Consider the following 13,573-nt stretch of genomic DNA (forward strand, 5'->3'; position numbering starts at 1 on the left):
GAACAGCTCTTATCTTACTTAAAAGCACTTTTCAAAACGAATGGTGCTTTTTTGTATCTTGCAGCACGGATTAGGTATGCTGTACTGAATGTCACTCTAAAAACTTCTACTCATTATGCCGCAACTGATTTTTTTACCTGGCGCTTCAGGCAATACCGCATTTTTTCATCCGCTAATCGAAAAAATTGAAAATTTGCCGTGGCAGAATGCTGTAAAAATTGTGGCTTATCCTGAATTTAATCATCAACCTGCACATTCACAGGTACATGATTTTGCAAGTTTGCAGGCTTATGTGTTGGCGAATATCCCAGATGATTGCATTATCATTGCACAGTCGATGGGTGGTATTTTTGCAGTTGCTGCCGCGTTGCAATATCCAGAAAAAGTCAAAGGATTAGTATTGGTTGCAACATCTGGTGGCATGGATTTAAGCAGTTTTCAGGTGCAAGATTGGCGACAAGACTATCAAGCAAGTGATTTAAATTATCCTGACTGGTTTGTAGAGGCAAAGGCCGATTACACGGTAGACTTTGCTAAAATCAACATGCCTATTTTGTTGTTATGGGGTGATAAAGACCCGATAAGTCCACTGGCGGTAGGTGAGTTTTTACAACAACAATTTCCACAAGCCGTATTAAAAATTGTGCATGATGGTGATCATTTGTTTTTAGAAACACATGCAGATCAGGCGGCTGAACACATTGCTGCTTATTTATCTCAGTTTGCCGCAGTTCAGCAATCGGAGCGTGACTAATGTACGATCCGCAGCAACTATTAAAGATGTGGCTCAAAGAACGAGAAATACAACAGCAGTCACCGCATACGTTAAAAGCCTACGCACGCGATTTAAACGATTTTTTTAGCTTTTGTGAGCAACAACAACTTGCCTTATATGATGTAGAGGCTGCAGATTTGCGCCATTATTTAGCGCAAAAAGTAGAACAGCAACAGTTAAATAGCAGCAGTTTACAGCGCATGTTGTCAGCGATTCGTCAGTTTATGAAATGGGCCGAGCAAGGGCAGTATTTACAATTTAATCCAATTGATAATTTTCAGTTAAAACGTCAGCCACGACCTTTGCCTGGTTTGATTGATATTGAAACGATTCATCAAATTTTAGATCAGCCTGAACCTGAAACTGAAGTACAACAACAAATGTGGCGGCGCGATAAAGCGATTTTAGAATTGCTCTATTCGAGTGGTTTGCGCCTAGCAGAGGTACAAAGTTTACGTATCCGCGATTTAGATTTTAACCGTCAATTGCTGCGCATTACGGGTAAAGGCAATAAAACCCGTATTGTGCCTTTTGGTCGCAAAGCCAAAGATGCGGTGATGCAATGGCTGCAGATTTACCCTTTATGGCAGGGCGATTTTGTACCCGATGCAGCATTGTTTATTACTCAAAAAGGTGAACCTTTAAAAGCACGCCAAATTGAAAATCGGGTGAAGTTTCAGGCGCAGCGTGCGGGCGTTAATGTCGATTTGCATCCGCACTTATTGCGACATTGTTTTGCAAGTCACATGCTGTCGAATAGTGGGGATATACGTGCAGTCCAAGAAATGCTTGGGCATAGCAATTTAAGCACCACGCAAATTTATACTCATGTCGATTTTGATCAATTGGCACGGGTTTATGATCAGGCACATCCACGTGCGAGTAAAAAGTAAAGCTTTTGCTTAAAGTCGGCATTATTTTTGCAAGTTAAAATATAGCTATTTCATACTGCAAATATTTTTCTCACAGTCAGTTGTAAAGCCTTTGTGCTGTACTTAATACTTTAAGTAAAAGCGCTTTCACCAAGATGTCATTGCAACTATTGTAGAATAATAAAAAAGTGCGTTATGCAGTATAAAGAAGCAGAAAGAGTGGGTCACACGAATAATAGACATGGATGACATTATTTTTTGTTCCACTGCATAACACTTTGGATATCAAATGATAGGCAAAACCATGATTTCGAATCTTCAAGAAAAATATGAACAATTAAGCCCAAGCCAAAAAGAAATTTTTGCAGGTTATGGCTTGCGTCAAGTGAAACATTTTGTCGAAATAAGCTTGCCGATGATCGAGCAAGAACTACCTGCCGATTGTTTAGTGCAGGGTATTAATGCCGAAGGTAAAATGCAGGCGATTCATCCGCAAACGCAACAAAGCTATTTATGGATTTCAGATCAGCAGTGGCAAGCACGCTCATCCGCTGGTAGTAAAATAGATGTAAAAGAAGATTTTATTGCAGTTTGGGAAATTTTTAATTTACAGGCCTATGAGTTGATAGATTTAAGTCATATCCACCGTGACTTTTTAGAAACTCAGCAAGTTTAAGCTGAGTTTTTTTTATGCCCTTTATCAGGGAGGTGGCGTGGTGAAAGCGCATAAATATCCATCAAAATAAAACAGATTGTTTATTTCATACCCAATAAACTGCTGAATACAGTTTTGTGAACCAGCAGTCACATTTTAAAAGAGCATTTATATCTGAAAAAATACTGCAAAAAATAAAGTTTTCTATCTTTAATGACAGTCAGATTATGGGGTTTTATGTAAGGAACTTTGCTTAAATTGTAGGCGGAACTCAATTTGAATTGCATTTCAATCAATCTTGTTGATGAGGGAAATAAATAAAAAACATAATATAAATCAAAGCTTAAAATTGCTTATATAATCGTCGCTTGGTTTGTTAATTTTTAGAAATAAAAAAGTATGAACGCATCGTTCAGTTAATTTTCGGCATTTTTAGCCTTGTTTAGACAATTCTGACTTGACCGAAATGCCGATCACATAGCAAGATAGGACACCTAAAAAATTTAAAGCGAAGAGTTATTATTAACTTTTCTCAATATTTACTTTTGCTAAAACAGCCGAGGATTACATGAAGGCTCTTGTTGCTGTAAAACGTGTGGTAGATGCCAACGTTAAAGTTCGCGTTAAGCCGGATAATAGTGGAGTTGACCTAACTAACGTTAAGATGTCAATTAACCCATTCTGTGAAATCGCAGTGGAAGAAGCGGTTCGTTTAAAAGAAAAAGGAACTGTTTCAGAAATCGTAGTGGTATCCATTGGTCCTAAAGAAGCGCAGGAACAAATTCGTTCTGCAATGGCGCTTGGTGCAGACCGTGGTATTTTGGTTGAAACAGCCGATGAGATTGGTGCACTTGAAGTGGCTAAAATCTTAAAAGGTGTTGTTGAACAAGAACAACCACAACTTATTTTATTGGGTAAGCAAGCTATTGATGACGACTCTAACCAAGTTGGTCAAATGCTAGGCGCTTTACTTGGTGCAGGTCAGGGTACTTTTGCTTCAGAAGTAAAAGTAGATGGCGACAAAGTTCAGGTAACACGTGAAATTGACGGTGGTTTACAAACTGTTGAGCTTGCACTTCCTGCAATCATCACCACTGACTTACGTTTGAATGAGCCACGTTATGCGGCACTTCCAAACATCATGAAAGCACGTAAAAAACCGCTAGACACCAAATCTCCTGCAGATTATGGCGTTGCAACAGGTTCTAAGCTGAAAACTGTAAAAGTTGAAGCACCTGCTGAGCGTAAAGCGGGCGTACAAGTGAAATCTGTAGATGAGCTTGTAGAAAAATTGAAAAACGAAGCGAAAGTGATCTAATACAGAAGGATAAAAATCATGAGTATTTTAGTTATCGCTGAGCACGACAATAAAGCACTAAATGGTGCAACATTAAACGTTGTTGCTGCAGCTCAAAAAATCGGTGGTGATATCACTGTATTGGTTGCGGGTTCTGGTGCACAAGCAGTTGCAGACCAAGCAGCTAAAGTTGCAGGTGTAAGCAAAGTATTACTTGCTGACGATGCAGCTTATGCAAACCAATTGGCTGAAAACGTAGCAAAACTTGTTGCAGAATTGGGCAAAGGTTATAGCCATATCCTTGCTGCTTCTACAACAACAGGTAAAAATATTTTACCGCGTGCAGCTGCGCTTCTTGATGTTAGCATGATCACAGACATCGTCGCTGTAGATTCTGCAAAGACATTCAAGCGTCCAATTTATGCAGGTAACGCGATTGCAACTGTAGAATCTTCAGAAGCGATTGTGGTAGGTACTGTACGTGGTACAGCATTTGACCCAGTGGCTGCAGAAGGTGGTTCGGCTGCGGTTGAAGCTGCGACTGTGACAGGTGATGCAGGTATTTCTAAGTTCGTTTCTGAAGAAATTGTGAAATCAGAGCGTCCAGAATTAACTGCAGCACGTATTGTAGTTTCTGGTGGTCGTGGTGTAGGTTCTGGTGAGAATTATCACAAAGTACTTGATCCATTAGCAGACAAACTTGGTGCAGCACAAGGTGCATCTCGTGCAGCAGTAGATGCAGGCTTCGTACCAAACGACATGCAAGTTGGTCAAACAGGTAAAATTGTTGCACCTGATTTGTATATCGCTGTAGGTATCTCGGGTGCGATCCAGCACTTGGCAGGTATGAAAGACTCTAAAGTGATCGTTGCGATCAACAAAGACGAAGAAGCGCCAATCAACGCAGTAGCTGACTACTGGTTAGTGGGTGACTTGAACACTGTTGTTCCAGAATTGGTTTCTAAAATCTAATTACTGAACACAGTCTATAACGCCTCTATGTGAATAACATAGAGGCGTTTTTTATTGTCTTTTTTTAATTAAGATGCAGTGATTGGTTTTAAGTACATTATGTGAACTTAGCGTATATGTGGGTACATATCGAGCAAGTATATGTTGAAGATATTTTGACGTGACTCTTAAAAATATGAAGCACTTTTATTTCTTGGGTGTGAATATTTTTTTGCCTAAAAAATCACCGTTAAATTTAAGTAAATTAACAAGATTAAGATCATCTCTAAAGCACAAAAACACAGGCGTATATGCTATAATTTTTCGCTAGTTTTTATTTTTAGCCTGCATTTCAGGCTAATCATTTGCAAGTTTTACGACATATAAAATGCAAGCAAAATTTGTTTGCAGAATAAGGAGTATGCATGAGCGTATCGGAAATTAGACCGATTGCCATTGAGGATGAACTCAAGCACTCGTATTTAGACTATGCGATGAGCGTGATTGTGTCACGTGCGCTGCCAGATGTACGAGATGGTCTAAAACCTGTGCATCGTCGTGTGCTATTCGCAATGCACGAATTGGGCAATGACTACAACAAAGCTTACAAAAAGTCTGCCCGTGTAGTCGGTGACGTCATCGGTAAATATCACCCACATGGTGATTCTGCAGTTTACGAAACGATTGTTCGCATGGCGCAAGATTTCAGTTTGCGTTATCAATTGGTCGATGGTCAGGGTAACTTCGGTTCGATTGATGGCGATAGTGCTGCAGCTATGCGTTATACCGAAGTCCGTATGCGCAAACTTACCCACGAATTGTTGGCCGATTTAGAAAAGGACACCGTCGATTGGGAAGATAACTACGACGGCTCTGAGCGTATTCCTCAAGTAATGCCAACTCGTATTCCAAACCTATTGGTCAATGGTGCTGCAGGTATTGCGGTGGGTATGGCGACCAATATGGCACCGCATAACATGACTGAAGTGGTGCATGCATGTTTGGCTTATGCAGACAACCCAAATATTTCAATTGAAGGGCTAATGGAACATATTACTGGTCCAGACTTCCCTACAGGTGGCATCATCTACGGTAAATCAGGCATTGTCGATGCTTACCGTACAGGCAAAGGCCGTTTGCATATTCGTGGTAAGTATCATTTTGAAGAAGATCAAAAGTCTGGTCGTACCACCATCGTCTTTACTGAAATCCCTTATCAGGTCAATAAAGCCAAAACCATTGAGCGTATTGCTGAACTGGTAAAAGAGAAGAAACTCGAAGGTATTTCAGAACTACGTGATGAGTCTGATAAAGAAGGGATGCGTATTGCAATTGATCTGAAGCGTGGTGAAAACGCTGAAGTGATTGTGAATAACCTATTCTTGAATACACAATTAGAAAACTCATTCAGCATCAACATGGTTTGCCTAGACAATGGTCAGCCAAAATTGATGAACCTGAAAGATATTATTGCGGCATTTATTCGTCACCGCCAAGAAGTGGTGACCCGCCGTACCATGTTCGAGTTGCGTAAAGCACGTGAACGTGGGCACATTTTAGAAGGCTTAACCGTCGCATTGGCCAATATTGATGCCATCATCGAAACCATTAAATCTTCTGCAAATCCAGCCGAAGCGCGTGAGCGTTTACAGGTAGGCGAATGGGCAGCAGGCGGTGTAGTCGCATTATTAGAAAAAGCTGGTTCAGTTTCTGTACGTCCAGACGAAATTGAAGGTGAAGATCCTAACCGCCCATTTGGTTTAGATGGTCAGGTGTATCGTTTATCACCTGCGCAAGTGACCGCAATTTTAGAATTACGTTTGCATCGTTTAACAGGTCTAGAACAAGACAAATTACATGCAGAATATTCTGAAATTTTGGCACAAATTGCTGAATTAACTGCAATTTTGAATGACTTTAATCTTTTGATGGGCGTGATTCGTGAAGAATTGGCGCAAGTTTTGCAACAATATGGCGATGCACGTCGTACTGAAATTGTAGAATCTCGCATTGATTTCTCGCGTGAAGATTTAATCCCAGAAGAACAAGTGGTACTGACAGTTTCACAAACAGGTTATGCAAAAACTCAGCCATTATCAGATTACGCAGCACAGCGTCGTGGTGGTCGTGGTAAATCTGCAACGTCGATGAAAGAAGACGATTATGTGCAGCATTTAATTGTGACTTCTAACCACGCAACGGTGTTGTGCTTTACCGATGTGGGTAAAGTGTACCGTCTGAAAGTGTTTGAAGTGCCGCAAGCATCGCGTGGTGCTAAAGGTCGTCCAATGGTGAACTTGTTGCCGTTAGATGCCAACGAAACCATCACCGCGATTTTACCTGTCATTGATGCGCCGAAGAAATTTACTGAGCGGTTGGCAGACTTCCGTAGCTATGTGAAAGCCAATGCGGCACATCTACAAACCAACGCAATCATTGCTGCACATTATGCAGAATTAGAAGCTGCCTTTGCTGAATTAGCAGATGGTGATGATTTATCTGATGCTTTGCGTGTGCAATTGAAACAATTGGGTGTAGAGCTTTCTGCAACCGATTTAGACGATGAGATCATTGCAGAATTTGCATCACAAGCAGAAGCCTTGCGTAAAAACTTTTATGTCTTTATGGCAACGGCATCAGGTACAGTGAAACGTGTTGAATTGGAACAATTCAGTAACGTACGTTCGAATGGTTTACGTGCCATTGAATTGAATGAAGAAGACACTTTAATTGGTGTTGCAATTACCGATGGCGAACAGCAAATTATGTTGTTCTCCAATGAAGGTAAAGCGATTCGTTTTGCTGAAACCGATGTACGTTCAATGGGTCGTGCGGCCAAAGGCGTACGTGGTATGCGTGTCAGCTTTGGTTCAGCACAAGTTGAAGATGTCGAAGATGTAGAAGTCGATGGCGATGATGAAGACAGTTCAGATTCAGCACTCATCAGCCGTATCGTATCGCTAGTCGTAGTACCAGAAACAGGCGAAGTTTTGTGTGCTTCGGCGAATGGTTATGGTAAGCGTACACCTGTAGACGACTTCCCAACCAAAAAACGTGGTGGTAAAGGTGTGATTGCCATTAAGACCTCTGAACGTAATGGTGAATTGGTCGGTGCAGTTGCTATTGATGAAAGCAAAGAACTGATGCTGATTTCTGATGGCGGTACATTAGTGCGTACTCGCGCTTCTGAAGTGGCGCAAACAGGTCGTAATGCACAAGGTGTACGTTTAATCCGCTTGGGTGAAAACGAAACACTGGTGGGTGTAGAAGCGATTGAAGCTGTTGAAGAAGACGAGTTTGTTGAAGCGATTGAAGGTGCAGAATCTTTAGTGGCTGAAACGGATGCAGTTGCTGAAACTGAGCAAGTGGAAAAAGACGGTGAAAATTCAGTAGAAGAATAAGTTTTTTACTGATAAAAAGGGCGCTTCGGCGTCCTTTTTTATAAACGTTGACTGCATAAGGGTAAGCGATGAAAACCAAATTAATGTTGTTGGCAGCAGCGGTTGCATTGAGTGGCTGTAATTCAATGGACAATATTCCAGATCCGAGTCCTGAACAGGAAAAGGCGGCACAGCTAGCCTATGAGGATTTGCGTGATGGGAAGTATGACGAGTTTTTGGATCAGTTAGAGCCGCAGTTGCAAACCCAGTTTAAGGACAATGAAAAGCTGATGAAACGCTTTTCACGTTCAATTCCTCAAGGTGAATACAAGTCTAAGACTTTAATGACCAAAGAGATTGAAGAAGCAACCAATCAGCTTGGGCAATATAAGGTCAGCTATGAAATTGCCTATCCGGAAAATCTGGTTCAGTATGATGTTAGTTTTGACAAGCCGAATGGTAGCAACAAGATTCGTAATTTCAATATTCAAGTCTTTGGCGAATCGGGTAAATAAGTGGAATAGGAGCATTGCTATAATGCTCTATCTGCTTTGATGACCAGAAATTAAACGTCGATAAGCCAAAAAAAAGCACAAGCTACCGATCATTCCAAGATAGAGCAATTTAGGCAAGATCAGTGTTGTAGGCACACCCATCTGATTGAGTTGAATAAACATTTGCACAATTTGGGTAGAGGGCAGGATTTCGCCAACGACTTGCATCCAGGTGGGCATGGCACCATGCGGCCAGGCCGCACCAGATAAAAAGAACAGTGGAATAGAAGTGAATACAATGACATGCCCCGCACGTTCCGGCAGATCCAGAAAACTAGCAAATAAGCAGGTCATGCCAATTATCGTGTAGATAAAAACCGCAACAGCCAGCAGCATCCCGAGCAGGTTGCCACCGCGCGGATAATCAAATAGCCAGAAGCTAAAGCCGAATAAATAGAAACATCCCAGACAACCAATGGTGAAGACCGCTAAACACATCCCAATCAATGCATTTGTGTTTAATTCTATTTTTCTTTCCCGATATACCAAAATCAGCATACTCAAACCCAAAAGAATGGTTTGGTGGATAATTAAAGGTGCAACCGCAGGAAAGACATAGCTGCCATAGCCGGACAGCGGATTAAATAAAGGAATTTGATGCACAGAAAGGGCAGGTGAAAAATCCGAGACCTTGCCAAAGCGTTCAGTATAATCTGCCAAAGTTTGCTCAACTGATGTGGCTAAGCCCAGACCAATTTGTTTGGTTACTAAAAAGTTGGCTGTACTTAAATACAGGCCAATGCCACCTGTTTCACCATGCCTTAAGCTTTGCGATAAATTGTCCGGCAGAAGTAAAATACCATCGGCTTTTTGTGATTCCACCCATTGTTTGGCCTCGGAAAAATTGCCGGTAATCGCCTCAATCTCCACATTGGGGCTTTGTGCCACTTGACCAATAATACGGGTGCTTAAGTTACTTTGTTCTTCATCGACAATAATAATCGGTAAGGCTTCAGCCTGCTGTGCCTGATAAGCGGTTGGATAAAAAAAGCTGTAAAACAAGACGGATAGAATAAGCGTGGTAAAGATCGTGCCGTGACTGACAATATCCTTAAAGCTTTGCAGATAGTAAAACCAGAGGGATTTCATTGGACTGCTCCTTTAACTATTTTTTTAAGAAACAGATAAGCCAGCAGAGCGTAAACTAGGGCATAGATCAGCAGCATGAATCCAGCTTGCAGTGAAATATGCAATGGACTACCAATCACCCATTGTTCAGTTTGTAATTTGGCATAGGGCGTAAACGGAATAATATTGGACCAGAACTGTGTGAATAGGGGCGCATTATTTAAAGGTAAAGTCACACCGGCAAAACTTAAAGATGAACCACCATAGACCGCAATGATGCCAAAAGATTTACTTAAATCTTTGGTTGCCAGAACCACTGCACTGCTTAAAAATGCATAAGCGCTATATAGCAGAAATTGTGCCGATAGAATCAGAGCGAGCGAGCCGGCAACAAACCAGCCGCGAATTTCAATCAGCCAGAACATCCAGATCCAGGTCCATAGACTAAAAATAGCCACATAGATCAGGTTCTTAGACAGCAATGCCATCCAGATGGATGAGTTGCTAATCCAGCTTGTTAAGGTCTGCCGCTTCAGTTCCTGACCGACGGAAAATGCCACACAACAACACAGCAGTAAATGCAGAATTGCCGGAATGACATAGGGTTCCAGATAGAATTCATAATTCAGCTGCGGATTATACAGCGGAGATATTTTAATATGCGGTGACGGTGCTTCGAGAGAGGGGAGTCGGTTGCCCAGATATTGCTGTCCGCTAAATTCAGCGAGTGCTTGTAGGGTACTGACCAGCATGGCCGAGGAAATGGTATTTCCAATACTGAAATAACTCTGGTTAAAAGCAATACTGATGTCAGCATCCTGGGCACGAACCAGACGTTGCTCGGCACCGCTTGGAATATGGATATAACCCCAAATTTTATTTTGATTTAACAGGCGCTCAATTTCAGCTGTTTGTTCCGACACCGTAGCAATTTTAAGAGTATGATTCAGCGCCACATGTTGATAAATGCTTTGACTCAGCGCACTCTGGTCTTGATCAATAATCGCAATCGGTAAATGATCCGATTTCCCTTGAGCAAACATGCTGCTGAATAAAATAATCACCAGTGCAGGTGCCAGCGTGACCAGACACAGATCCCATTTTTCGCTGAGCAGATAGCGCAGTTCGCGCCATATACCCGTCCACATTATCGGGTCTCTTTCAGTTTAAATAACACGCTCATCCCGACTTTCAGTTCAGAAATCGCTGGTGTGGGTACAAGATGAAGCTTAAAACTGCGCACATCATAACCGCCGGTTTGACGTGTGGTCTTAATGGTGGCAAATTCACCTTCAGCACTGATCTGTCTAATTTGAAAAGTGGCGGTTTTATCTAGGGCGGGAATATAACCTTCAATACTGCTCATTTTCTGAAATGGGGCATATTGGTCTTCACGAATATTCAGGCTCACCCACATTTGATCTTCAATCAGGCTGACCACAGGGACTGCGGTGGCTACCAGCTCCGAGACTTTGCCATAGGTTTTAGACACCGTTCCGTTTACAGGTGCTACTAATTGGGTTTCTGCTTCTAAAGCATTGGCTTCATCCAGCGCAGCCTGGGCAATATCTACTTGTGCATCGGCAGAACTCTTTTGCTGCGAGGTGCTGCCACGTTTGGCACGTGCGTATTGCTGATACGCTGCTTCTGTCATTTGCGCCGCTGATTGACTGGCTGCATACAATTCATCACGGCGCTGGCGTGAAATCACACCTTCCTTCAATAAATTTGCACCACGCTCATAAGAAACTTTGGCTAAATTTTGCTGTGCTTTCAGCGATTGCCAGTTGGCATACAGACTGGCGATATTTTCTTCCTGCGAGCCACGTTCAGCAGTCGATTGTAAGGCCAGCGCAGATTGTAAAGCCGCTGCGGCTTGCTGTTTTTTGGCCTGAATTTCCGGGCTGTTTAAGCGCACCAGTACATCGCCTTTTTTGACCCGCTGACCTTCTTCTACATAGATTTCTTCAATACGGCTTGGCACTTTGGTCGCCACCTGAACTGTTTCAGCTTCTACACGACCCTGCAATTCAAGCGGAGCCGGTTGGTAGCTTTTCCACAATCCAAAAGCGATGACTGCCAGCAGAACTGGAATCAGGGCGAGCAATAAATATTTTTTCTTTTTAGCGATTTCAGGAGCTTGTTGTTGCTCGGTCGAAGTCGTCGCGTTGTTTTCTATTTCAGTTTTTGTTTCTACCTGTTGCGCAGGAGATTTTTCTGTATCGCTGGATGAAGCCACTTCATTCACAGGATCATTGGGTTTTTGATCTTCGTTCATGTTCGGCTCCATTAGCGAATATAGTGGGTGTTGGCATGTTGAATGTAGGTTGGAAATTCTGCAATCGAGCCATGGCTTTGTAATAGTGTGGCCAGTGACATCACATATTTGTAAGCATTCAAGGCAGTTTCAGCTCGTAGTCCGCTCAGCATATTTTGTGCATCGATGACCTGTGTGGCGGTGCCCGTATCTTCTTTAAAAGACAATTCTTGGATGCGTAAATTTTCCTGTGCGGCTTTCAAGTTTTGTGCCAGAAGTACATCACTTTGCTGTGCACTAAGTGCTTCGCTATAAGATTTATAAATCAGATTTTCAATTTCCTGCTGGGTGCGTGCAGTAAGCAGTTCTGTTGCAGAGCGTTTGAGTTCGGCAGCCTGAATATTCTTGTTTTTATCGATCCCGGAAAACAGGTTATAGCGTGCGGCAACCCCGACAATCCAGTTTTCATTTTGATCCAGACTATATTCGCCAAAAGCAAATACATTTGGTTTTTTCGCTGCTTGCTGGGCTTTCACATTGGCTTGGGCCAATTGGGTATCCAGCTGCATTTTTTGAATCAGCGCAGAGTTCTGACTAAAAGTTTTTAGCAGATGATTTAAGGCCTGTGGCTCGGTTTTATTGACAAATAAAGGCGTCGAAAGCTCAGTGATGCTACTTTCCTGAAGCAGATTATTCAGCTGGAACAGCGCAGCATTCAAATTGGCCTGCGTATTTTGCTGGCTGCGCTCGGCATTATTACGTGCCACTTCAAATTGCATACGCTGGCCTTTACTGATAAAACCTTGCTGTTCCATTTTTAAGGCGTTGCGATAATGCTGCTGCATGGCATTCAGATTAAACAGCGCAGCTGCATGCAATTGCTTTTGGAGCTGCACATTAAAATAACTTTGAATCAGTTCAAAACGCTGCGTATCTTGCTGCTGTTTGTTGCTGAGCTGACTACGACCGACCTGAATATTGGCAATTTCTTTGGCACTACGGGTGAGGCCTCCAGTATATATTGGCATAATCACGGAAACAGTGGGGCGAATCACCTGATCTTCAAGGATGACATTAGACGTATCTGGAATCAGACCAACTCCGCTATGAATAGTATTGTTAAGTCCATCACGCAGTGGATCGGTAATACCTGCAGGTAGATCCACGCCATTACTGGCCTCCCACTCATTAAGCCGGCCATTCACGCCTTGAGAGAGTGAATTCTCCAGATTATTTTTAAATTGCTTTAATGGAATATCGACTTCACTGTGAAAGGCATAGGCACGAACATTCAGGTCGACACGTGGCAGACCTACGCCTTTTACTGCTTCAGCTTCAAGTTTTGAAGCCTGTTCCAGACTTTGATAGGCTAGGCTGCTATAAGAATTTTGCAACAACTGACGTTCAGCATCCTGAAAGCTGATGCTCTGTGCATGAGCAAAGTTGCCATACATCATAGATGCAAGCAGATTTAAACCCCAGACAAGCTGTCTTTTATTTTTCTTTAAGTTCATAAAGTCGCTAAACTGATATAAAGCCGGTAATGTTATCCCGCTAGTATAAATCAAAGGTTCGCAGATAGAACTAGTGTAAAGTTATAGTATTGTTTCTTGTACATTTGTCTATAAAAAGCACGCTTATGCGTCCTCTAATCTTCTTTTTTTACCTTTTCTTTTTAAATAGCGTTTTTTAGCTACTTTTTCTCTATATTCTTTTAAAAGTCTTGGATTGGTAATACCCCCATTTTTAATTGAATTAATGGGT

The 13,573-nt window shown here is 42.1% G+C and carries 11 protein-coding genes; 7 read left to right on the plus strand and 4 right to left on the minus strand.

Translation table 11 applies throughout. The features are described from left to right. The first annotated feature begins 115 nt into the window (after window positions 1-115). From AC07E5_RS02015 to AC07E5_RS02045, 7 genes are all read left to right on the plus strand, one after another. The gene (locus AC07E5_RS02015) at window positions 116-754 is read left to right on the plus strand and encodes an alpha/beta fold hydrolase (protein WP_498624530.1); all 639 of its coding nucleotides are present in this window, start codon (window positions 116-118) and stop codon (window positions 752-754) included. Continuing rightward, on the plus strand, window positions 754-1,668 hold the full coding sequence (xerA, locus tag AC07E5_RS02020; protein ID WP_004971874.1) for a site-specific tyrosine recombinase/integron integrase: 915 nt from the start codon (window positions 754-756) through the stop codon (window positions 1,666-1,668). The genes AC07E5_RS02015 and xerA overlap by 1 nt, the downstream gene beginning before the upstream one ends. 283 nt (window positions 1,669-1,951) lie before the next feature. Continuing rightward, window positions 1,952-2,323 carry a hypothetical protein gene (locus tag AC07E5_RS02025; protein WP_004971871.1) on the plus strand — a complete coding sequence of 124 codons (372 nt, stop codon included), beginning with the start codon at window positions 1,952-1,954 and terminating at the stop codon, window positions 2,321-2,323. 547 nt (window positions 2,324-2,870) lie between these two features. Next, window positions 2,871-3,620, plus strand: coding sequence for an electron transfer flavoprotein subunit beta/FixA family protein (locus tag AC07E5_RS02030; RefSeq protein ID WP_179994645.1), 750 nt, complete (start codon window positions 2,871-2,873; stop codon window positions 3,618-3,620). 18 nt (window positions 3,621-3,638) lie between these two features. Next, window positions 3,639-4,571 carry an electron transfer flavoprotein subunit alpha/FixB family protein gene (locus AC07E5_RS02035; RefSeq protein WP_004971866.1) on the plus strand — a complete coding sequence of 311 codons (933 nt, stop codon included), beginning with the start codon at window positions 3,639-3,641 and terminating at the stop codon, window positions 4,569-4,571. Window positions 4,572-4,975: 404 nt separating this feature from the next. Next, on the plus strand, window positions 4,976-7,951 hold the full coding sequence (gyrA, locus tag AC07E5_RS02040) for a DNA gyrase subunit A (protein WP_498624531.1): 2,976 nt from the start codon (window positions 4,976-4,978) through the stop codon (window positions 7,949-7,951). A gap of 68 nt (window positions 7,952-8,019) precedes the next feature. Then, window positions 8,020-8,445 (plus strand): DUF3887 domain-containing protein, encoded by a 426-nt coding sequence (locus AC07E5_RS02045; RefSeq protein WP_096901142.1) that lies wholly within the window; start codon window positions 8,020-8,022, stop codon window positions 8,443-8,445. Window positions 8,446-8,472: 27 nt separating this feature from the next. Here the strand turns inward: AC07E5_RS02045 and AC07E5_RS02050 are convergent, their stop codons facing one another. The 4 genes from AC07E5_RS02050 to AC07E5_RS02065 are packed head-to-tail and all read right to left on the minus strand — an operon-like array spanning window position 8,473 to window position 13,323. Further along, on the minus strand, window positions 8,473-9,573 hold the full coding sequence (locus tag AC07E5_RS02050) for an ABC transporter permease (protein WP_498624532.1): 1,101 nt from the start codon (window positions 9,571-9,573) through the stop codon (window positions 8,473-8,475). Then, on the minus strand, window positions 9,570-10,700 hold the full coding sequence (locus AC07E5_RS02055; protein WP_004971855.1) for an ABC transporter permease: 1,131 nt from the start codon (window positions 10,698-10,700) through the stop codon (window positions 9,570-9,572). Before AC07E5_RS02055 ends, AC07E5_RS02050 begins: the two co-directional genes overlap by 4 nt. Further along, a complete protein-coding gene (locus AC07E5_RS02060) occupies window positions 10,700-11,830 on the minus strand; it encodes an HlyD family secretion protein (RefSeq protein ID WP_005252470.1) in 1,131 nt (376 codons plus the stop codon). Before AC07E5_RS02060 ends, AC07E5_RS02055 begins: the two co-directional genes overlap by 1 nt. 11 nt (window positions 11,831-11,841) lie before the next feature. Continuing rightward, entirely contained in the window at window positions 11,842-13,323 is a 1,482-nt protein-coding gene (locus AC07E5_RS02065; protein WP_498624533.1) for a TolC family protein, read from the minus strand. Between the last annotated feature and the right edge of the window lie 250 nt (window positions 13,324-13,573).

The sequence above is a fragment of the Acinetobacter seohaensis genome (assembly GCF_056431365.1).

Coding starts and splice junctions, on each gene's coding strand:
- AC07E5_RS02015 (WP_498624530.1), top strand. CDS start 116: ATGCCGCAACTGATTTTTTTACCTGGCGCTTCAGGCAATACCGCATTT.
- xerA (WP_004971874.1), top strand. CDS start 754: ATGTACGATCCGCAGCAACTATTAAAGATGTGGCTCAAAGAACGAGAA.
- AC07E5_RS02025 (WP_004971871.1), top strand. CDS start 1,952: ATGATTTCGAATCTTCAAGAAAAATATGAACAATTAAGCCCAAGCCAA.
- AC07E5_RS02030 (WP_179994645.1), top strand. CDS start 2,871: ATGAAGGCTCTTGTTGCTGTAAAACGTGTGGTAGATGCCAACGTTAAA.
- AC07E5_RS02035 (WP_004971866.1), top strand. CDS start 3,639: ATGAGTATTTTAGTTATCGCTGAGCACGACAATAAAGCACTAAATGGT.
- gyrA (WP_498624531.1), top strand. CDS start 4,976: ATGAGCGTATCGGAAATTAGACCGATTGCCATTGAGGATGAACTCAAG.
- AC07E5_RS02045 (WP_096901142.1), top strand. CDS start 8,020: ATGAAAACCAAATTAATGTTGTTGGCAGCAGCGGTTGCATTGAGTGGC.
- AC07E5_RS02050 (WP_498624532.1), bottom strand. CDS start 9,573: ATGAAATCCCTCTGGTTTTACTATCTGCAAAGCTTTAAGGATATTGTC.
- AC07E5_RS02055 (WP_004971855.1), bottom strand. CDS start 10,700: ATGTGGACGGGTATATGGCGCGAACTGCGCTATCTGCTCAGCGAAAAA.
- AC07E5_RS02060 (WP_005252470.1), bottom strand. CDS start 11,830: ATGAACGAAGATCAAAAACCCAATGATCCTGTGAATGAAGTGGCTTCA.
- AC07E5_RS02065 (WP_498624533.1), bottom strand. CDS start 13,323: ATGAACTTAAAGAAAAATAAAAGACAGCTTGTCTGGGGTTTAAATCTG.